The organism is Dyadobacter linearis (assembly GCF_907165045.1).
In the GTDB taxonomy this organism is placed as follows: domain Bacteria; phylum Bacteroidota; class Bacteroidia; order Cytophagales; family Spirosomataceae; genus Dyadobacter; species Dyadobacter linearis.
This window is the reverse complement of record NZ_CAJRAU010000009.1, coordinates 148,422-169,365: the sequence shown is the minus strand read 5'-3', so window position 1 is coordinate 169,365 and position 20,944 is coordinate 148,422. Positions and strand designations below refer to the sequence as shown.

General features: G+C 45.9%; 19 protein-coding genes. 8 read left to right on the top strand and 11 right to left on the bottom strand.

The genetic code is table 11. The annotated features are described in order from the left end of the window. Nucleotides 1–11: 11 nt before the first annotated feature. Together KOD92_RS24175 and KOD92_RS24170 are read right to left on the bottom strand one after the other, a co-directional pair. The gene (locus tag KOD92_RS24175; protein WP_215236192.1) at nt 12–1,160 is read right to left on the bottom strand and encodes a glycosyltransferase family protein; all 1,149 of its coding nucleotides are present in this window, start codon (nt 1,158–1,160) and stop codon (nt 12–14) included. A 1-nt stretch (nt 1,161) separates the two neighbouring features. Then, nucleotides 1,162–2,019 (bottom strand): UDP-2,3-diacylglucosamine diphosphatase, encoded by an 858-nt coding sequence (locus KOD92_RS24170; RefSeq protein ID WP_215236191.1) that lies wholly within the window; start codon nt 2,017–2,019, stop codon nt 1,162–1,164. A gap of 173 nt (nt 2,020–2,192) precedes the next feature. Between KOD92_RS24170 and KOD92_RS24165 the strand changes: the two genes are divergently transcribed. The 4 genes from KOD92_RS24165 to KOD92_RS24150 all read left to right on the top strand — a co-directional run bounded on the left by KOD92_RS24165 (nt 2,193) and on the right by KOD92_RS24150 (nt 7,046). Beyond that, entirely contained in the window at nt 2,193–3,635 is a 1,443-nt protein-coding gene (locus KOD92_RS24165) for an energy transducer TonB (protein WP_215236190.1), read from the top strand. A gap of 129 nt (nt 3,636–3,764) precedes the next feature. Next, entirely contained in the window at nt 3,765–4,628 is an 864-nt protein-coding gene (locus KOD92_RS24160) for an SPFH domain-containing protein (RefSeq protein WP_215236189.1), read from the top strand. Between the two features lies 1 nt (nt 4,629). Then, complete coding sequence (locus KOD92_RS24155; RefSeq protein ID WP_215236188.1) at nt 4,630–4,812, top strand: Arc family DNA-binding protein; 183 nt, start codon at nt 4,630–4,632, stop codon at nt 4,810–4,812. 53 nt (nt 4,813–4,865) lie between these two features. After that, on the top strand, nt 4,866–7,046 hold the full coding sequence (locus KOD92_RS24150; protein WP_215236187.1) for a S9 family peptidase: 2,181 nt from the start codon (nt 4,866–4,868) through the stop codon (nt 7,044–7,046). A gap of 67 nt (nt 7,047–7,113) precedes the next feature. Here KOD92_RS24150 and KOD92_RS24145 read toward each other — a convergent pair whose 3' ends face one another. The 4 genes from KOD92_RS24145 to KOD92_RS24130 all read right to left on the bottom strand — a co-directional run bounded on the left by KOD92_RS24145 (nt 7,114) and on the right by KOD92_RS24130 (nt 11,276). Next, complete coding sequence (locus KOD92_RS24145) at nt 7,114–8,646, bottom strand: M28 family peptidase (protein WP_215236186.1); 1,533 nt, start codon at nt 8,644–8,646, stop codon at nt 7,114–7,116. A 28-nt stretch (nt 8,647–8,674) separates the two neighbouring features. Beyond that, nucleotides 8,675–9,061, bottom strand: a complete 387-nt coding sequence (locus KOD92_RS27760) for a type II toxin-antitoxin system VapC family toxin (RefSeq protein ID WP_406566176.1) — start codon at nt 9,059–9,061, stop codon at nt 8,675–8,677. A gap of 340 nt (nt 9,062–9,401) precedes the next feature. Beyond that, the gene (gene hemB, locus KOD92_RS24135) at nt 9,402–10,382 is read right to left on the bottom strand and encodes a porphobilinogen synthase (protein WP_215236184.1); all 981 of its coding nucleotides are present in this window, start codon (nt 10,380–10,382) and stop codon (nt 9,402–9,404) included. Between the two features lie 207 nt (nt 10,383–10,589). Continuing rightward, nucleotides 10,590–11,276, bottom strand: coding sequence for a response regulator transcription factor (locus KOD92_RS24130; protein WP_215236183.1), 687 nt, complete (start codon nt 11,274–11,276; stop codon nt 10,590–10,592). 61 nt (nt 11,277–11,337) lie between these two features. Here KOD92_RS24130 and KOD92_RS24125 point away from each other — a divergent pair, with 61 nt between their 5' ends. The 3 genes from KOD92_RS24125 to KOD92_RS24115 all read left to right on the top strand — a co-directional run bounded on the left by KOD92_RS24125 (nt 11,338) and on the right by KOD92_RS24115 (nt 14,222). Continuing rightward, the gene (locus KOD92_RS24125) at nt 11,338–12,378 is read left to right on the top strand and encodes an alpha/beta hydrolase (RefSeq protein ID WP_215236182.1); all 1,041 of its coding nucleotides are present in this window, start codon (nt 11,338–11,340) and stop codon (nt 12,376–12,378) included. A gap of 80 nt (nt 12,379–12,458) precedes the next feature. Further along, nucleotides 12,459–13,280 (top strand): enoyl-ACP reductase FabI, encoded by an 822-nt coding sequence (locus tag KOD92_RS24120; RefSeq protein WP_215236181.1) that lies wholly within the window; start codon nt 12,459–12,461, stop codon nt 13,278–13,280. Nucleotides 13,281–13,433: 153 nt separating this feature from the next. Next, nucleotides 13,434–14,222: a hypothetical protein gene (locus KOD92_RS24115; protein ID WP_215236180.1), complete on the top strand. Its 789-nt coding sequence runs from the start codon at nt 13,434–13,436 to the stop codon at nt 14,220–14,222. Here the strand turns inward: KOD92_RS24115 and KOD92_RS24110 are convergent. From KOD92_RS24110 to KOD92_RS24095, 4 genes are all read right to left on the bottom strand, one after another. Beyond that, the gene (locus tag KOD92_RS24110; RefSeq protein WP_215236179.1) at nt 14,186–14,875 is read right to left on the bottom strand and encodes a Uma2 family endonuclease; all 690 of its coding nucleotides are present in this window, start codon (nt 14,873–14,875) and stop codon (nt 14,186–14,188) included. The genes KOD92_RS24115 and KOD92_RS24110 overlap by 37 nt on opposite strands. 46 nt (nt 14,876–14,921) lie before the next feature. After that, on the bottom strand, nt 14,922–16,463 hold the full coding sequence (locus KOD92_RS24105; RefSeq protein ID WP_215236178.1) for a YifB family Mg chelatase-like AAA ATPase: 1,542 nt from the start codon (nt 16,461–16,463) through the stop codon (nt 14,922–14,924). Nucleotides 16,464–16,637: 174 nt separating this feature from the next. Beyond that, complete coding sequence (locus KOD92_RS24100; RefSeq protein WP_215236177.1) at nt 16,638–17,486, bottom strand: TIGR01459 family HAD-type hydrolase; 849 nt, start codon at nt 17,484–17,486, stop codon at nt 16,638–16,640. Between the two features lie 34 nt (nt 17,487–17,520). Then, entirely contained in the window at nt 17,521–18,561 is a 1,041-nt protein-coding gene (locus tag KOD92_RS24095) for an aminoglycoside phosphotransferase/kinase family protein (protein WP_215236176.1), read from the bottom strand. Nucleotides 18,562–18,719: 158 nt separating this feature from the next. Here KOD92_RS24095 and KOD92_RS24090 point away from each other — a divergent pair, with 158 nt between their 5' ends. Continuing rightward, complete coding sequence (locus KOD92_RS24090; protein ID WP_215236175.1) at nt 18,720–19,700, top strand: 1-acyl-sn-glycerol-3-phosphate acyltransferase; 981 nt, start codon at nt 18,720–18,722, stop codon at nt 19,698–19,700. 4 nt (nt 19,701–19,704) lie between these two features. On the opposite strand, the gene KOD92_RS24085 is transcribed toward KOD92_RS24090, so the two are convergent. Further along, nucleotides 19,705–20,760 (bottom strand): VOC family protein, encoded by a 1,056-nt coding sequence (locus KOD92_RS24085; RefSeq protein ID WP_215236174.1) that lies wholly within the window; start codon nt 20,758–20,760, stop codon nt 19,705–19,707. Nucleotides 20,761–20,944 lie beyond the last annotated feature (184 nt).

Sequence of the window (20,944 nt, the reverse complement as noted above, 5' to 3'; positions counted from 1 at the left end):
TTCGGGGTGCGTTATCGTCCGAGGGCTTTGCTGTCGGACGATTTTGTTTTTGGATAACCCACTTTACCTACCAGCTTGCCCGCAAACGATTCAATTTCCTCCAGAAACAATGCATTACCCCGGTGATACCAGGAGCGGAATCGGGCAGATTGATTCAGGTGTTTTGGTAAATATTCCAGAAGAACTGAGAGATCAAAGGTTCTTGAAGTAACACCTGCACCCGAAATCACGCCGTCGATCGCATTGCACTCCTGCTCAAAATGGTTGGGTACCGGCACCATCATCACCGGCTTACCGAGGTACATCGCCTCGCAAACCGATTCAAACCCGGCTGTCGTGACCAATCCCCGGCAGCCCGCCAGCATATTCAGGTACTTTTCGCTATTGATCCGGTGGAAAGTCAGCGTTTCATCGTAGGCAAATTCCTCAGCAGCATCCAGGTTGTCCCAAAAACAATGCAGCTTCACTTCGGGGTGCTGCAAATGCCACGCTATGATCTGCTCACTCAGACTGTGGTGGGTCATATATACGAGCAGATAATCTCCATTCCGAGGAACGAGCCGGGCTATTTCCTCACGTAATAGCGGCGGTACGACGGTCAGTTTCAGGTCAGTTCGTGAAGGAATTTCGCGGAATGATAATGCCAGGCGTTTGCTGGCAAGCCACGACGTTGATCTGGAATTAAGGTTGATAAGAAACCGGTTCAGCCTGCTTTTTTCAGGAAAAACAAATCTGGGATGAAGCAAAAGATACTGGTGCGCAATGCAAACCATCGGAATGCCAGAGCGGTAGATCAGGTTGTACAAACCTCCAAAAGTATCATAAAAGCTGACAATAAGATCGGGCTTGATCTGTGTTACAGCCTCGTTGATCTGGCGGAGGCTTTTCAGGTATTTGGGTAAATTGGTAAGGTGTGTGTAAATCGTGCGTTGCAGATTCATGCCGCCGCCCTGCGCATTGTAAATGATATTCGGAGCATCGAAATGCAGGACATTTGTACAGATCGCTTCATTAAAAAAGGCCGGTATCTGCCGCCCGGGAGAAGTACCGACCATCGCACCGACAATTTCGTGGCCCGCCTGCCGCAAGAGCTGCCCCAAAGAAATCGCCTGGGTCAAATGCCCGCGGCCTTCTCCCTGGACCATGAAAAGGATCTTCATATTATAGATAGCGTTGATTTCTTCCTGTCAAAAACCCGGTAAATGCTACCTGTTTTTCGACTACAGAAAAATTGTCTGCAACCTTCGCCGCTTTAACCGGCTTCTGAGCAATCGCCTGCTGATCATAATACAACAGACTCCAGTTACCATCGAAATCTTCTACCAAAGCGCTCAGCGTTTCCACCCAATCGCCTGAATTCATGTACATAATGCCGTCGATCTCGCGGATTGCCGGGTGGTGGATATGCCCGCAAATCACGCCGTCGCAGCTTCTGGAACGAGCCAGTTCTGTTAATTTTTCTTCAAAATCGGTCATATAATTCACGGCCAACTTTACAGATTGCTTTATTTTTTGAGACAAAGAATAGTAAGAAAGCCCACGCCACTCCCGGTATCTGTTGTAAAATTTATTTACCCAAAGCAAAAAAGTATAGCCCATATCGCCCAGATATGCCAGCCATTTCAAATGTGTAGTAATAGAGTCGAAAACGTCCCCGTGCGTGACGTAAAAGCGTTGGGTACCCGAATTGAGAATATAATCCTTACGAATCTGGAAGTGCTTTCCCAGCCTGAGCGGAATGATCTGATCGAGGAAATCGTCGTGGTTTCCCCTAATATAAATCACCTTCGTTTTGTGTTCTTCGATCATTTTGAGCACCCGTTTGAAAAACATCGTGTGCTTCTTTTTCCAGACCCCATATTTTTTGAGCTGCCAGGCGTCGATGATGTCGCCATTCAGGATAAGCTTTTTGCAGGTATAGCTTTTCAAAAAGCTGGTTACCTCTTCCGCTTTGGATCCGCCCGCGCCCAAATGCAGGTCCGAAATGATGATAGTCCGAAAGTGAGTTGTATCTCCCATGATACAAATTTTCACATTTTATATTACCTGGATATTACTGTCAGGTTATCAGTAAGTTAACTTTGAATAAAAAATTACTTCTACAAAAACACTTAAAACTTTTCTTATCGTCACCATGGGTTAATTAATAAAAAAGAGCGCATATTTATATTCCAGGAATCACTTATCAGGCTATGAAATCAATATTTACCCTTCTTTTCCTCTGCTCGCTTCAAGCTTTCGGGCAAAAGATCCACCTGCCGCACGAAGTAGAAAAAGGCGCTGAACCTGCCGGCGGAGTAGCGTATTTCAATCAATTTATCGACGCGAATCTTCAACTTCCCTTTCAAAGTGCTGCGAAAGGTTTGAATAAGCGCATATTTATAAAAGGCATAGTAGAGCCCGACGGCACGATGACAAATCTGGAATTAGTCCGCGGCATCGATTCGCTTTGTGATCAGGAAGCACTTCGGGTTGCGAAATTGTTTCGCGCGTGGAAACCCGCGTTGGTCAAAGGCGAGCCGGTAAGACAATCGGTTTCCTACCCAATTCAGTTCAAGTCCCCTCCGAGAAGTAACTATGATAGTACCAGCGGCGCCGTTGTGGAGTATTATGATCACAAATATGTGCCGTTAAAGGATCCCGCAAAAGCTGAATACCGCACCACGCTGCCTATTGACCGAAACGGCTATGTGGCAGGTGATGTGAAATACGAGGAAAAAAAAGGTAATAACTGGAAACCGGTGGGTACGGTTGCATTTGCGAAAAATAACGTCTGGTTCAAATCCGACTACCTGGGCGTGGATTCGGTACAGGCTTATTCACTGTCGGCTCGGGACAAGAATATGACGAGCCACGCATCAGAAGCTACTTTTCAACAAAACGGTCGCCTGCTGGAATACACCGAATATGGGGCAAATAATAAAACCGCCATGCAAAAACTCTATGACCTGAACGGAATGGTACGTGAAATGAAGCTCTATTCCGACAGCCTGAAAACCGAGATCCGGTGGTACGACAATGGGCAGATCAGATCAGTTGTTGAAACTATTGCAGGCAAACAGAACGAATCCGAACAGATCTTTTACGTAAATGCATGGAATACAGACGGTAAGCAGGTCGTAAAGGATGGCGACGGATATTGGAAAGCGACCAGCAAATCTCATGATGGAAACTGGTTGACAGAAGAAGGAAAGGTGATCTCAGGCGTTAAAAATGGGAAATGGACGGGCAAATTGGCCGACAGCACTTTGCATTATACAGAAGAATATGAAGTAGGAGTACTGCAAAACGGCACTTCATTTTACAATGGAGAAAAGAAAGAGTACACACAGGCGCAGGTCAATCCGCAGTTCAAAGGCGGGCTCAATGAAATGTATCGTTTTCTTGCCAGCAACATCAGATATCCCGTCGAAGCTTCCCGCCGGGGAGCGAGTGGAAGAGTGCAGCTTTCGTTTGTAGTGTGCGAGGATGGAAGTCTTTGTGAATATAAGGTAGAGAAAAGTGCCGGATCCGGGCTGGATGAAGAAGCGCTTCGGGTGGTTAAAAAAATGAATGGAAGCTGGGAGCCGGGTGTGCTGCGCGGCAAGCCCGTGCGTGTGCGGTATAATATGCCGATCAACTTCCAGACCATGTAAAGACAAAAACCACTTATCCTATCCCAAAGCCTTTCAAGGGCTTTGGGATTTTTTTATACCAAAAAGACAAGAAGAATAAAAATTTTTTGATGATATTGTGATATCATTTTAATATCAACCTCAATCCTTATGAATGAAAAACCACTAGCTTCCAATTCAGGCGCAGGAATGCTTGGTCTGGGTCTATTGCTGATATTTATCGGCGTTGGCCTGTCCAGCTCTTTCGACAATCCGATACCGGGCGCCATATTCTTCATTCCCGGCTTTTTCCTGCTGGTAGGCTTCACTGTTGTTAATCCGAACGAAGCGGTTGTAGCCACTTTTTTCGGAGATTATCAGGGAACTGTCAAGCAAAACGGCCTCCGTTGGATTAATCCATTATTTAAAAAGAAAAAGATCAGTCTGCGCGCACGTAACCTTAACGGTCAGAAATTGAAGGTAAATGACAAGCTCGGAAACCCTATTGAAATTGCAGCCGTTGTAGTTTGGCGGATCAGCGACACGGTAAAAGCTTGCTTCGAGGTCGATGATTATGTGAAATATGTGGAAATCCAATCGGAGGCGGCAGTGCGGCACCTGGCTGGTATTTATGCTTATGATAGTATGGAAGACGACGATATCGCCGTGCACGAAGTGACGCTCCGTGATGGAAGCGGGAAGATCAACGAAATGCTGGAAGGCGAACTGACGGAGCGTTTGAGCCGCGCCGGAGTTGAAGTATTGGAAGCACGGATCAGCCACCTGGCTTATGCGCCAGAAATTGCCGGCGCAATGTTGCAAAGACAGCAGGCTTCTGCGGTGGTAGCCGCCCGTCGCCAGATCGTGAACGGAGCAGTGGGAATGGTGGATATGGCACTGGCAATGCTTTCAGAAAAAAACATCGTGGAGCTGGATGAAGAGCGTAAAGCGGCGATGGTAAGCAATTTATTGGTAGTATTATGTGGTGAAAAAGCAGCCACTCCCATTTTGAACGCTGGTACCCTGTATCCCTGATATGTCAGAAAAAAAGGCATTTGTACTACGAATAAATCCTGATATGCTCAAAGAACTTGAAGTTTGGGCACAGCAGGATTTTCGTAGTTTAAACGGACAGATCGAATACCTGCTCAGCGAAGCGCTGAAAAAACAAAGGCGGGTGAAGAAACTCAGCGACAACGGTACGGAAGGAAAAGATTAAAGAAAATGTTAACATTGCATTACAATAGTTGTCGTACCAATTTTAAGTAAAATATGAAGAACGCTATCCGGATTTTGGCGCTGACCATTATCTCCCTACAAGTCTTTGCACAAATCCCCGATACTTTTCAGTGGCTTCCGGATGGAAGCGGTTACCGCGATGTGAGCGATGATGAAATCGTGGAGGTTGCCTTGCCTGCCAATACGCCAAAAGTCCTCGTATCACGTGCACAGCTAACTCCGCAGGGAAGTAATGCATTGGCAATCAAGAGCTACACGGTCAGCAAAGCCGGCGACAAGTTTTTGATTTATACCAACTCCAAAAGGGTGTGGAGATACGAAACCCGCGGAGATTACTGGGTTTTTGACACAAATACCAAGACTTTGAAACAGCTTGGAAAAGGTTTGCCGGCCTCTTCGCTGATGTTCGCTAAATTTTCTCCTGACGGAAAGCAGGTAGGTTATGTCAGCAAGCATAATGTGTACGCCGAAGACCTGCAAAGCGGCGAAGTAAAGCAGCTGACCAAAGACGGTACGGATCGCGTGATCAATGGTACTTTTGACTGGGTTTACGAAGAAGAATTCGATTGCCGCGATGGATTCCGGTGGAGTGACGATAGCAAATCGATCGCTTACTGGCAGCTCGACGCGCGCAAGATCCGCAACTTTTTAATGATCAATACGACGGATTCTATCTATTCATTTAATGTTCCTGTCGAATACCCAAAAGTAGGCGAAACGCCCTCTCCTTATAAAATCGGCGTAGTCGCGATTGCCAGTGCAGAAACGAAATGGATGAATATCCCCGGCGACCCGCAAAATACCTATGTGCCAAGAATGGAATGGTCGGGCATGCCTAACGAGTTGGTGATTCAACAGCTGAACCGCAAACAGAACGAGAGCACATTGATGTATATCAATACAACTGACGGCAGCGCAAAACCATTTTATACTGAAAAAGACGAAGCCTGGATCGATATCAAAAGCCGGTGGGAAAATGATCCGATGGGCTGGGACTGGCTGAATGGAGGTAAAGAATTTTTGTGGGTAAGTGAAAAAGACGGCTGGCGACACACTTACCGCGTGAGCCGCGATGGTAAGAAAGAAACGCTGATCACCACCGGAAACTTCGATATGATCAATCCTGTGCGTATCGATGAGAAAAGCAATGCCTATTATTTCATGGCTTCTCCCGACAATGCGACGCAGAGTTATTTGTATAAAACCACACTCGATGGAAAAGGCAAACCAGTGCGGGTGACGCCGGCTGATCAGGTAGGATCGCATAATTACGAAATTTCCCCTGCGGCCAAATTCGCAATGCACCGTTTTTCAAATGCCAAAACTGCACCAATTACAGAGTGGATATCGCTTCCAAAACATACTGCGATTGATCCTAACAATTCCATAGCGCAGTCTGCGAGCAAGATCAATGCTGCAAAACTGGATATTGAATTCTTCAAGGTAACTACGGAAGAAGGTGTTGAAATTGATGCGTGGCTTGTGAAGCCGACCAATTTTGACGCTTCGAAAAAGTATCCGATCGTCTTCACAGTTTACGGTGAACCTGCGGGAAGTACCGTGAAAGATTCGTACGGAACGGGTAGAAACCGCCTTTATAATGGCAGTATGGCCGACGACGGGTACATTTATGCGTCTATGGACAACCGGGGTACCCCTTCGCCAAAAGGCGCAAAATGGAGAAAGGCGATTTACAAGAATATAGGCAGGATCAACATTAAGGATATGGACGGTGCCGCGACTGCTATGTTCAAAAAATATCCTTTTATCGATACTTCGCGAGTTGCTGTTCACGGATGGAGCGGCGGCGGTTCTTCCACTTTAAACCTGCTTTTCCAATATCCGGATCATTTCAAAACTGGTATTTCGGTCGCTGCGGTGGGTAACCAGCTTACTTACGACAATATTTACCAGGAACGTTACATGGGCCTTCCACAGGAAAACCGGGATGATTTTATAAAAGGATCGCCGATCACACACGCGAAAAATCTTCGTGGTAACCTTCTGTACATTCACGGAACCGGCGACGATAATGTGCATTATCAGAATGCAGAAATGCTTGTTAATGAGTTGATTAAAGCAAATAAGGTTTTCCAATTCATGCCTTACCCGAACCGCTCGCACAGCATTAGCGAAGGCGCTGGAACTTCGGCACATTTGAGAACTTTGTTTACTGATTACCTGAGGAAGAACTGTCCTCCGGGAGCGAAGTAATACTTTGTTACACTGAGCGCAGCCGAAGTGCATGCACTTCGGCTGCGCTCAGTGTAACAAAAAGCCTTTATTTACCGTAAAGCTTTTTGGCAGCCGGCTCATATTTATCACCCGCAGTCCATTGTGGAGCCACTTTCCTATCCGCGATCAGCCGCGCGGTATAAGTATAAGCCTGACTGAATTTCAGAAGATAATTGAAATTGATCGTTTCCGGATTATCCGAAACCTGGTGGTAGTTTTTCATAATATCGCCATTGAATTCCCTGAAACCGGGTGTGAATGTCGGCGCAGGAATACCTTCTTTGGCAAAGCTTACATTGTCTGATCTGTCAAAAAGCCCCTGTTCCGGCGAAGGGTCCGCGAAAACACCGAGTCCGAAAGCCTTACTGGCCGTTTCAATTTCAGCGCGTGCGCCTGTCCGGTCGAGGCCCATTACCGCAACGATGGTGGTATCATTATAACCAGCCCCATCGGAATTGAGATTGAAAATGCATTTGTTCAAAGGCAGCAGCGGGTGCGCAGCGTAATACTTGCTACCCAGCAAACCTACTTCTTCTCCCGTCAATGCGACGATCAGTACCGAACGTTTCGGAGGATTTTTGGACAAAGCCTCGGCAGCAGTAAGCAGCGCCACTGTACCAAATGCATTATCTCTCGCCCCGTTAAAAATGCTGTCCTCGGCGGTATAAGGCTGCCCGCCCTGCTTGCCCACGCCTACGTGATCGTAATGCGCGGTCAGCAATATGTATTCATCTTTCAGTTTTGGGTCGGAGCCTTGTATCAATCCAGCCACATTATAGCTATTGATCGATTTTGCTTTTCTGCCGCTCGTTTTAAACTCAACTTCCTTTACAGCACGTAAAGCGCGTGCATAATTTGCCTCTTTTCCATTTACCCAGGCGTGCGGAATGCTGGGTGACGCTGCATTGCCGCTTTCTGCGAGTGATATTTTTTCTCCGCCAAAAGATCGCAACACGATATTCCAGGGTACAGGCGCATTGAATAACTCAATTACTCCGATCGCCCCTTTTGCGGCAGCCAGTTTGCGCTTTTCAATTGAGGTCGCAATAATTTCAGAGGGTGTCTGCGGATCTGGTGTGCCACTTTCGATGAGCACGATCTTACCTTTTACATCGAGCCCCTTGTAATCGTCCCAGCTTTTTGCAGCATCTTCCAAACCAAAACTCGCATATACAATGGGGGCTTTCAGGTTCGTCTCGCCTCCATTCATAAGCAGCCACGCCTCACCTGCTTTCATGATTTCAGCGTCGGCAATAATTTCCCCCGCAGCAGACGCTCCCATTTTCTCAAAAGGGACCCGTTGGAAATAAGAAGTTGTATTTAAACCTGCAGAATCGGTAACCGGGCTCAATCCCAGCTTTCTGAACTGCTCAGCCACATACCGCGCAGCCACGAAGTTCCCCATCTCCCCAGTCCGCCGCCCCATCAATTCATCCGCCGCCAAAAACCGCATATGCGCTTCTGTTTCTGTTTTTTTTGTCTGAAACTCGGGCAGTTGCTGGGGTTTCTTTTGGGCGTAAACATACGCTCCCGACAACAGTAGAAGCAATTGTATCTGCAAGTAAATGGTTTTCTTCATCTTAAATATTGAGTATTGGATTGATAAACTACAAGATAATAATTTCAAGATCAGTTAACTTCTGTATCCTCTTGAAATCCGACTTGTTATAAGTGTAAAGTGATTCGCAGTTGAGGTTTTCGGCAACTGCGGTATGGATACAATCATTAATATGTTTGAAACCGATTGTCTCAGAAAGTTGGATAGCCCGATTCAAATCATTTTTACTTATCGTGCAAATATTCAACGAAGTAAGGAATTCAAGTTCAATCTTAATCTGTTTTGGCTCCAAATCGAATCTTGCGAGAACATAACCTAATTCCGGGAGTACCAATGTGGAGATTACAAAACATGCATCTTTAATAGCATCAAGAATCAGGCGATTTGCTCGCTGGTTCTTGGCATAATCCTGAATTACAACGTAATTAAAGATCACATCCGAATCAAAATAGCGCACGAGCTATTGATCCTGATCATTTATTATTTTATTAAAATCTCTGGTATCTTCGATTGTTACAGCGGGATGATCTTTGCGATGCTGCAGCAATCTCGCGATCTCAGATTGGTCAGGTGTACATTGTGCCGCCGTAACATCTTCGACTGTTATCTTAACTTCCCGGTTACCAAAAACGGATCGAATCGATTTGATAAATGAAGTTCCTAGTTCTGAGGTTCTGACCTGAAAAGTGTGTTGCATAGTCTTCTTTTGTTTAAACAAATATAATGTTTTAACAATTAACTTTGATTTCCACTTATCAGGCCAGTCTCCTACCCCACTACCTATTTAAAATCACCGCAGCTTCCTTAGCGAAATACGTCAGAATGCATTTTGCACCTGCGCGGCGGATGCTCATGAGGACTTCCATCATCGCGCGGTCGCCGTCCAGCCAGCCGTTTTGGGCGGCGGCTTTGATCATCGCGTATTCGCCGGAAACGTTGTAGGCAGCAATAGGAATATCGAAGTTTTCATCCAGCAAACGGATAATATCCAAATAGGATAATGCAGGCTTAACCATCAGCATATCAGCACCTTCATCAAAGTCCAGCTGCGCTTCCAGTAGTGCCTCCCGCTTATTCGCCGGGTTCATCTGGTAGGTTTTTTTATCGCCAAACTTAGGAGCAGATTCCAGCGCATCGCGGAAAGGTCCGTAAAATGCGCTCGCATATTTGGCAGAATAGGACATGATACTCACGTCCGTAAAACCATGCGAATCGAGGTGGCGGCGAATGTAACCCACTCTTCCGTCCATCATATCGCTCGGACCAAGGATATCAGCGCCAGCCTTCGCCTGAGCAAGCGACATATTCGCCAGAATTTCCAGCGTAGCGTCGTTAACGATCTTCCCGTTTTCCACCAATCCATCGTGACCGTCGGAGCTGTAAGGATCCATCGCGACGTCCGTCATGATTACCAATTCCGGAAAACGTTCTTTGATTGCGGTGATCGCTCTCAGGTAAAAAGTATCTTCCTTATAACTTTCAGAAGCAGTTCTGTCTTTTTTACTCTCAGGATAATTTGGGAAAAGATCGATCGCGCGAATGCCGAGATCAGTTACTTGTTTCAGTTCTTCAAGCAGATTGTCGAGCGAAAACCGGTGAATACCAGGCATTGATTTCACCTCAATCTTCTGGTGAGTACCTTCCTGGACAAACATCGGGTAAATAAAATCGGAAACCTGAAGATTTGTTTCCTGAACCAGTTCCCTGATTCCTGCAGACTTTCTATTGCGTCTAGGGCGACGAGATATATCGATCATGATGGGCTTTCGGCGTCAGCACTCGGCTGCCGGCTTTTATTAGCTACTTGAATATTTACGCAAATAAAAAACCATCCCGCCACAATTTCAGTTTCCCAAACCCAAAAACTTCCTCCCCCATTTTCCATCCTCCCTTCCCTTCCTCCCTACGCGGGCCGCCCCCTTTCCTCCCTCCTCCCTTTCCTCCATCCTCCCTTCCTCCCCCCTTCACCCCACCATCAACTTAAACCCCTCCCCATGCAGGTTCATGATCTGAATAGTCGGGTCTTCGCGGAGGTATTTGCGGAGTTTGGTGATGTAAACGTCCATACTTCTTGCATTAAAGTACGAATCGTCGCCCCAGATGGTTTTCAATGCGAAGCTGCGGCTGATCGGCTGATTAAGGTTTTGGCAAAATAATTTGAGCAGCTCGGATTCTTTGCTGGTCAGTCTGGCAGACTTCTCATTCGCAGTCAGCTGCTGGTGGCTGTAATCGAAAGTATATTGACCAACAATAAAGATTTTGGTAGCTTCCTGTGAATCAGGCTGTTTCTTATACCGCCGCAAAATCGCTTCAATGCGAAGCAGCAATTCTTCCCTGTCAAAAGGCTTGGTCACATAATCGTCCGCCCCGGCCCGAAAACCCTGCATTGTGTCTTCCTTCATCGATTTTGCAGTCAGAAAAATGATCGGAACATCGCGCCCGCTCATTCTCACTTCTTTTGCAAGAGAAAAACCGTCTTTTTTCGGCATCATCACATCGAATATGCACAGGTCATATTCTTTGTCGACAAAACTCTGCCAACCTTTCTGTCCATCAGTAGCAAGATCGGTAGGGAAGCCTTTATCGGTAAGATATTCCTGAAGCAGCGATCCCAGGTTTGCATCGTCCTCAACTAGTAGCAGGTTGGGCATAGAAAGGATATTAGATTATGTTTGCAAGATAGTATTGATAAACCTTCTTAGCTCATAAAAAATGTTAAAACTTCTGGTGTCGTTAATCGTGATTTTTGTCATTTTGGGAATCGCGTATTATGCCGGGCCAAAGGTGCCGGACGCGCGCCTGACTCCCGTTTTACCTACCATAACAAGTGACCTCGCAAAGCTTGAACAGGAAATAATACAGTCTGAAAAAGGGACTGCGCTGCTTAAAAATGACAATGAAGCGCGCATTATCTGGGCAGATAGTACGAAGAAAGAAAAGACGCCATACAGCATTGTTTACATACACGGTTTCGGGGCGAGCTGGGCGGAAGGCGACCCGATACATAAAGATCTTGCAAAAAAATACGGAGCGAACCTGTACCTCTCCCGCATGCACGACGCGGGTATCAGTGATCCCAATGCATTCGACGACCTTACCCCAAATAACTTTCTGGCCGGAGCAAAAAGGGCGCTGGCAATAGGTAAAGCGCTGGGTGACAGTGTGATTGTTATAGGCACTTCGGCGGGCGGACTGTTATCGGTTTATCTGGCTTCAACTCACCCTGAGATTAAAGGACTGGTTCTGTATTCTCCTTGCATGGAAGTAGCCAATCCGAGCCTGAAACTGATCACCGGGCCGTGGGGAAAGCAGATTTTGAACCAGGTAATGGGTGAACATAATACTTCCAAAGACACGATTCCTGAACACGCGCAGTTCTGGCTGCAAGGTTATAATTCCAATGGGCTCGTCACTTTGCAGCAAATGATGGACGTGATCTCGCGCCGCGAAGTGTACGAGCGGATCAAAATGCCCGTTTTTGTAGGATATTATTTTAAAAATGACAAAGAACAGGATCAGGTCGTGTCGGTGGCGGCTATTCAGAAAATGTTTCCGCAGCTGGGCACACCCGATAATCTGAAAGTAGAAAAGGCATTTCCGGAAAGCGGCGATCACGTGATCGCTTCCAGACTGCGATCGAAAGATGTGAAAGGCGTATATGAAGCTACCGACCAGTTTTTTATGGAAAAGCTGCTGATGAAACCGGTAGCAGGAACTACAACTCAGCAAAGTGCTGTGAGTTGGGCAGACTAAATTCTGGCAAACCCGTCAAAAATTATTTACTTTACCACCTCAAACGGACTTATCCTAATTAATCAATAGAAAAGGAAAACATGGCTTACGGTTTATTAAAAGGAAAAAGAGGAATTATTTCAGGGGCATTGGACGAGAATTCTATCGCATGGAAAGTAGCCCTGAAAGCAAAAGAAGAAGGCGCCACATTCACGTTGACAAACGCTCCGATCGCTATGCGTATGGGCGCGATCAATGATCTGGCCAAACAATGCGATGCTGAAATCATTCCTGCCGACGCCACTTCTGTTGAGGATATTGAAAATCTGTTCTCGAAATCGACCGAAATCCTGGGCGGTAAAATTGACTTTGTCCTGCATTCGATCGGTATGTCGCTCAATGTGAGAAAAGGCAAAGAATATGGTGATCTGAACTACGAATGGTTTCAGAAAGGCCTAGATATCTCCGCGCTTTCTTTGCATAAATTTTTGCAGGTTGCTGAAAAGCAGGATGCTCTTAGCGAATGGGGATCGGTTGTGGCATTATCCTACATTGCAGCTCAGCGTACGTACTCTTTTTATAATGATATGGCTGAGGCAAAAGCATTGTTGGAAAGCATTGCGCGCAGCTACGGTTACCGTTACGGTAAGTCTAAAAATGTCCGCGTAAATACCATTTCGCAATCGCCTACCAAGACAAAAGCTGGTTCAGGAATTGCTGGTTTTGACGCATTTTACGAATTTGCCGATAAAATGAGCCCTCTTGGAAATGCTTCTGCCGACGATTGTGCAAATTATGCAATTACATTGTTCTCGGATCTGACACGCTACGTTACCATGCAAAACCTATATCACGACGGCGGTTACTCGTCGACTGGTATCTCGGAAGAACTGGTTACCATGATCCAGGATCAGCATAAATAAGGAATTCAAGCATAAGCTTACAGAAATTAAACCCTTCAAGGCACACGTTTTGAAGGGTTTTCTGTTTTAGCGTAAAATATTTAACCGTTGCTCCCGTTTGCCGTTGTGTGCTATTTATGAACAGATTAGTTTTAGCCAAAATAAAAAAGCCCCATGAAACCTCAGCAGAATCAGTTCTTCAAGTCTCTCTCATTTCTTTCGTTACTCACTTTTCTGGTTTCCTGCGGCTCTGAAAAAGAAACTGACAAGGCGATACCGGACGCACCGATCTATACGCTGGTTTTTCTGGATAAAACGCAAAGCGTGCATATTGATAAAAACTATGTAAACGACAAATATCGCCAGGCGCTGACCGATATTGTGGAAACCAATATGCGGAATAAAGGCGATAAGCTGGAAGTGTATTTTATCCACGAAAATACTTCAAAAGCAAGAGCATTGTCACTAACCGTAAGAACCGAAAAAGACAACCTGGAAGGTGTGAATGCGACTGACCGAGAGGGAATTGAAACAGCTTTTCAACTCTCGCTGCAAAAAGAAAAGGGTATCTACCTGAGACAGTTACTCGCCAAATTGAATCAGCAGAATACGGGCGCTTCGAATCAATCCACGGATATTTGGGCGAGCCTGCCGGTGATCGCAAAAGCTGGCGAAAGCGGCTCGGAGGTAAAGGTTTATTATTTCAGTGATATGGTAGAAAGTGTCAAAGGCGCTGATCGCAGAGACTTTCATATCAAACCACCAAAGAACGATTCAGAAGCCGAAGCTGATGCAAAAGCTGATACCAAGAAATTGGATCAATACGCAATCGGCTCGCCGCAGGTGACGATCGTCTCGCCTTTCGAACCCACTGCATCCACCAAAGAAAACAACCCCCACGTCACGCATTACTGGCAAACGCTGTTTCAGGAATTGGGTGGGGTAAGTGTAGAGGAACTTTGAGTGTATCCTAAATCTTGCAGGGTTTTTAAATTTTCATTCGCGTCGAAAATAGAACGAATTGGAATATGCAATCCTTCAATTGCAAAGCTCGTAATGGTTCCATTGCCGGATTTGAGAATCAATTCATATTCATCTCCCTTTAAATGATATTGGTCAATCTTTTCACAGTCTGGGTCGATGATCCAGTATTCCTCTATCTGATGCGCTTGATAGTCTCTAAACTTTACTCCTCTGTCGCGTTGCTCTGAAGAAATTGAGATTATCTCAGCTATAAAATTGGGCGCGGGGAAAAGTGTCTGATCGGCTGTAAATTGGCTAGATTTTTCATTGTTGAAAAAGCAAAAATCCGGCTGGTAGGCATTGCGGGTTAGACATATCATCAATTTCCCAAATCCAAACTCGCCATTTTGCTGTTTCGTAACGCACAAACCTAAAAGACGAAGCACCAAGCCGTTCACGCGATTGTGTTTCAAACATTCTGGTGCGTGCTTGATAATTTCGCCATTAATAAATTCAGCTCTATCATCGTCAGTAATTTCATCTAAAAATTTCAGACGCAATTCTCTTTCTTTTTCCAAAGCTCGCTCAGCTGCATCCACAATCAAGTAGGCATCAGGGCTTTCCAAGATTCTCGAGATAATGCTGCTATTCATAGTGTTACAATTACAATTGTAGGATTATTAAAAAAAGCTATATCACTCACCCCGCCCAATTTTCCCGATCCAGACTCCGGTACTGGATCGCTTCGGCGAGGTGTTCTACTTTGATATCGTCACTGTCGGCGAGATCGGCGATGGTGCGGGACACTTTTAATATGCGGTCGTAAGCCCGGGCAGAAAGACCCAGTCGTTCCATTGCTTTGCGTAAAAGTGCTTTTCCGGCGTCTTCAATTACGCAGATTTCTTTCACCATTTCCGGCGTCATCATCGCATTGGAATAGATCTCTTTTTTATCTTTAAAACGTTCGGTTTGCTTCTGCCTGGCACTAATTACGCGCTCGCGGATCTCGGCACTGCTTTCCGATTTTCGCGTAGAAGCGATTTGATCAAAGGACACGGGCGTCACTTCCACGTGCAGGTCGATCCGGTCCAGAAGCGGGCCGCTAATCTTGTTCAGGTACTTTTGCACCATGCCCGGGCCGCAAACGCATTGCTTTTCGGGATGATTGTAATAGCCGCACGGACAAGGGTTCATACTGGCGATGAGCATGAAGTTTGCCGGAAATTCAACCGCCATTTTTGCACGCGAAATTGTAACCTTACGCTCTTCCAGCGGCTGTCGCATTACTTCCAGCACCGACCTTTTGAACTCCGGCAGCTCATCCAGAAAAAGCACCCCATTATGCGCCAGCGAAATCTCGCCCGGCTGCGGGTAACTTCCGCCGCCCACTAGCGCCACGTCGCTGATGGAATGGTGCGGTGCACGGAAAGGTCGCCGCGAAACGAGCGTCGCGCGCTTGCCGAGCTTGCCGGCTACTGAATGTATTTTGGTGGTTTCCAGTGCTTCCGGCAGACTTAGCGGAGGCAGAATACCTGGAATCCGCTTCGCCAGCATTGTTTTCCCTGAACCCGGCGGACCGATCATAATTGCATTATGCCCGCCCGCAGCTGCTATTTCGAGTGCGCGCTTGATATTCTCCTGACCCTGAACATGTTCGAAATCAGCATCATATTCATTTTGTGTAGCAAAGAACAAATCCCGCGTATCAACTTTTACCGGATCTATATTGAGTTTTCCCTCGAAAAAAGCGATCGCATCCGGCAGCGTTTCCACCGGAATAACGTCGATATTATTGACGATCGCAGCTTCGTGCGCATTTTCGGCCGGTAATATCAACCCCTTAAAACCCTGCTTCCGCGCTTCGATCGCAATAGGCAGCACGCCTTTGATCGGGCGCAAAATTCCGTCGAGGGAAAGTTCTCCAAGGATAATGTAGTCTTCGAGGCTGCGCTCACAAGTAAGCTGCTCCGATGTATAGAGCGTGCAAAGCGCAATAGGCAGGTCGTAAGCGGAACCTTCCTTGCGGATATCAGCAGGCGCAAGGTTGACCACAAGCTTTTGCCGCGGCATTTTATAGCCGAAATATTTAAGGGAAGCTTCTACCCGCTGCTGGCTTTCTTTCACCGCGCTATCCGCCAGGCCCACCATAAAAAACCCTAGTCCCTGACCTACATTCACTTCAATCGTGATAATGGTCGCATCGACGCCAAATACGGCGCTTCCGTAAGTTTTCGCTAACATGTGTGTGTAATTAGGATAAAAGTGAAATTCGTCTCCCGGCAAAAATAGCAGGAAATCGACGAGACTCTCAATGGAAAACCCGCTCGTCTGGGGTAACAGACAAGGCTGAAAGCTGCAAAGACAGTTTGCAGTATGGAATCAGTTTCCGTATGAAAGTTCTGAGTTATCCTGCGGCTACTCGACTACCGCTGATACACAAATGTAGGTTGGGATAATGCCGGTAGACCTGATACGTACCTCGGCATCCTCCGCCTGGGTATTCCCCGTGAGTACAAGTGCAGTGTCCAGACCAAATTTATTGCCTCCCAGAATGTCAGTCTGCAGCGTATCTCCTACCATCAGAATATTCCTTTTGCTGACGTTCGGGTAATTTTTGATATGCTGATACGCAAAAATAAACATCTGAGGATCAGGCTTTCCGAATCGGATAAACTGCCTGCCTATGGTATCCTCAATCATTTTGGCCAATGCTCCGACGGCAATGGAAAGCCTGTTTTTGGATGCCGGATAAGTTTTGTCTGTATTGGCAACTATAACCGGAATATTGCGTTTGCGCAGCAAATTCAGCGTTTTAGTAAGATCTGTATTCCAGTCAAAACCCTCATCATCCATAAAAACGAGTGCATTGATATTATGTGCTTCGTCCAGATTAACTTCCCGGATAGAAATCGTTTTCAGACCCAGCGTTTCAATATAATGTGCCGAATTGTCGGTACCGACGTAGGCTACCAGGCCCTCGCGAAATTTGTAATCCAGATACTCCCGCGCCAGCATACCCGATGAAATGATCCGGTCGGCAGTAACATCGGCAATGCCCATTTTCACGTAGGATTCGGCGAGCTGCTCAGGGCTGCGCGACGCGTCGTTGGTAACTACATAGAAATCTTTTCCGTGCTCTTTAAGATAGTCGAATGTTTTTTCTATCCCGGGAATCAGTCCGTTGTATGTTTTTAAAACCCCGAAAGCATCGAAGAAAATGACGTCGTATTTAGAAATAACAGACTTGAAATTATCGAGAACCATAGTAAGAAGTGAAATAAGCAATGAGTCAAAGACCTTAAATATTCAGTTTCCGAAGGATTATATCCGCATCGAACCCTTCAATGGACGGAAAATAAAGTTCGTAAGCTTCCTTTTGCAGCTTGGCGCAATAGGATCTGTGAAAGAAGTATTTACCATATTTTATCACATAATTAAGGATAAAAAACCGGTAAGCCTCCTTCATAAACAGTACTTCCCGCTCTGTAAGCGGGTATATTTTGTGATATTCCTGAAGAAAAATCATAAAGCGGTCTTCCGTAAGCGGGCCGATCAGATAACTGAAAACCGTCCTGTCGCCGACATTGGAACAAACCCGGCTAAAAAAATAAAAGTCCATTACGCGTGATGAAACCCTGAACCAGTCGTAGTCCCATCTTGAGTAGAATTTCAGATCGTCGGTCACTGAGAAATTACCAATATTCCAGTCGACGAAAACGGGCATTAAATCAAATCCGCTCACGTTCAGCCGCTGGATATTTTTCATAAAAATATCACACTGTTTTTTCAGGATATTGATAAAACCGCGGTGCTCGTATTGGCCGGTATCCGTTTCCAGAATATCGAGCAAATGCTGAATATCTGTCCGCAAGTTCTTGGAAGACTTTGGTATTGAGCGGCTTGCGCGAAAGCAAGCCTGGTGAAATCTTGCAGTTTCTGCACCCAGCTTACCTATTTGCTCCTCATTTAATCTGCGTGGAAGACGGTTTGCTGCGCGGATCGGGTTGTAAAAAACAACCCAGGTATCGACGAAATCCTCCTGGTACCGGTAAGTATAAACCTGGTTATTTTTGACCAGCGACCGGGCCAGCAAATTCTCAAAAGGGTAGAGCAAATTATTGGACAGCGCCTGAATAATCCGGTGATCCTCCTTGAAATGCTCGTATTTACCAAAATAGGAAAGCTTGGCAATCACCTTGTCATCGTTATCAAGCGTCACCCTGAAAACATGGTTCGTAGATACCATTGCACTGATATCTTCAACAAACTTCACCCCAATTGAATTGTCAAATCCGGCCCACGCCTTTCTGATAATTCCCGGATAATCTTTTAAACGCATTGCTTTATTCTCCCTACGCTTTTTAGCGTGTTGATGCTTTTTTTAGTTATTTCAAAATCAGTTTCAAAGGTAGCAACTTCACTGCGCGGATTGCGGCTGCGAGACAGGATAAATAAAAAAATAATCCCATATTTTTACAGAAACTTACCTTTTCAATTTTGTTTTTCTACTTCTCCCGTTTTCTGGTTCGCCTGGCACTGCCTATTTATCTCAAAAAGCTCTGTGTCTCTAATTTCGACAGGGTTCCCAAAGGAAGTCCGATCATGATCGCTTCCAATCACCCTGATTCGTTTTTTGACGCTGTCGTAATCGGTTCTGTGCTGAGGCATCCTATTCATACGCTGACACGCGGCGATGTTTTTAAAAAACCTGCGGCTGCTTTCTGGTTGCGTCAGATCAAACTGATTCCAGTATTTAGAGGATCGGAAGGCCGTCAATATCTTAAAAATCATGATGTTACTGCGCAGGAAAGTCACGATGCATTGAAGAAAAATGATGCAGTAGTCGTATTTTCAGAGGGTATTTGTGTAAATGAATGGCGTTTGCGTCCGCTCGGAAAAGGTACTGCGAGAATGGCCTACAAAATCTGGTTCGGCGACGATGCATTGCCTGAAATGAAAGTGATTCCAACCGGTGTTAACTACGAGAACTTCCGTGGTCCGGGAAAACGCGTTGCATTGAAATTCGGCAACCCGATCAGTCAGGCAGATATTGTTATGAGCCCCAATGAATATGAAAAGTGGCTGCGCGAATTCAATGAAATCCTGGAAAAACGGATGAACGAAGTGATTTTGACGATTCCTGCAGAATTGCCGGTTCAGGAGCGTAAAAACATATTGAATGCCTATTTCAACGAATGCAAGACGCCCGATCGAAGTAATATCTTATTGAAAGGAATAGGCTGGATCGGACGAATCGTTCATGCACCGCTCTATTCATTTTTTAAGAAAAAAACAGCCCAGCTTACCGGTAAGTCGGTTTTTTATGATTCCGTTTTGTTTGGAATGCTGATGTACCTCTATCCGGCAATCGTCACAATAATGGCAATAATCGTGGGAGCATTCGCGGGTTGGCAGGCAGGGCTGGCATTATTCGTTGCATTGCCGCTGCTGGCCTGGGTGGGAAGTAAATACAGGTAGTAGATCAATCTTTCACCCGACCAAAACCCATCGTTTTCAGCATCCAGTCTGGCAGCGGTTTTTGAGATTTTCTTTTCTGTAAATCCATAAACCAGCCGATCTTTTTAAGTAGCGGCACTTTATGGGTTTCTACCAGTTCGATCAATGTTCCGTCGGGATCTTCAAGATAAGCAAACCGGCCGGCCGCTGCTTCCATGCCAAAAGATTGTTCGCTATCGACTGTAAAGGGATAACCCTGCGACTGCAGCTTGGTTTTCAATGCATTCATATCCAGCGTATCGAAACATAAGTGAATATATCCGCAGTCGCCCCAGAAGCGGTTCTCAAAAATGTTTTTAGGTGTGCGGTCGAGCGCCTGGATCAATTCAATCTGCACATCTCCCAAAAGCCTGCTGAATGCACCTTCGGGCGTAAAGTTTTTGCGCAGTAACATTCTCCTGAATCGCTGCCCCGGAAATGCGGAAGGAATATCGGCAAACACGCCCGTTTCGTCATAAACGACTTCCAGCGGTTGCAAAAGGCTCTCGTAAAAAACGACTGACTGATCAATATCCGAAACACCTACCACCACGCCAGCCACGCCACCGACAGGTTTTCCGGTGTTCTGAAACCACGTTTTATCCGTCGTGATCTGAAAAATGTTTCCATAAGGATCTGTTCCCCAGAAACCTTCACCTTCCGGCAAAGCTACAACCGGCCCAACTGCCTGACCAGAATTACCTTTTATCCAGGCATGCGCCTTATGCACATCGGGCGTTTTGAACCGTATTGCATTGATTCCCAGATCTCCTATCTCAACTTTAAAGTTAGCTGGCTGCGATTTTCTGCTCGTGAAAGACCAGATTTCCAATCCGCCCCCACCGGCCATATTCAGTGCCAGTACTGCGTGGCGCTTGTGCACTTCGCCTCCTGTGTAAGGAGTCATCAAGGGAGCTTCGGCTTTTTCGTCAAAAACAGGTACGTCGAAACCCAGCACCTTTCGGTACCATTTCCAGGCATCCGGCACATTTTGAACACCTACTCCTACTTGTTGAATTCCTGAAATCAGCGCAGCACTCATTCGTTGAGAAAAATTAGATCGGTCGCAAAAATTTATTGAATGGCAATTTTACGAAATAAAACGCAAACCGATCGCCGTGTGGCACAGTTGGGAAAAAATTGTGGACTGTGTAAAAATTTTCTTCAAGCACAATTCCTTCCTCATTGTCTGTTAAACATTATAATTCATATATTTAAATGAGATT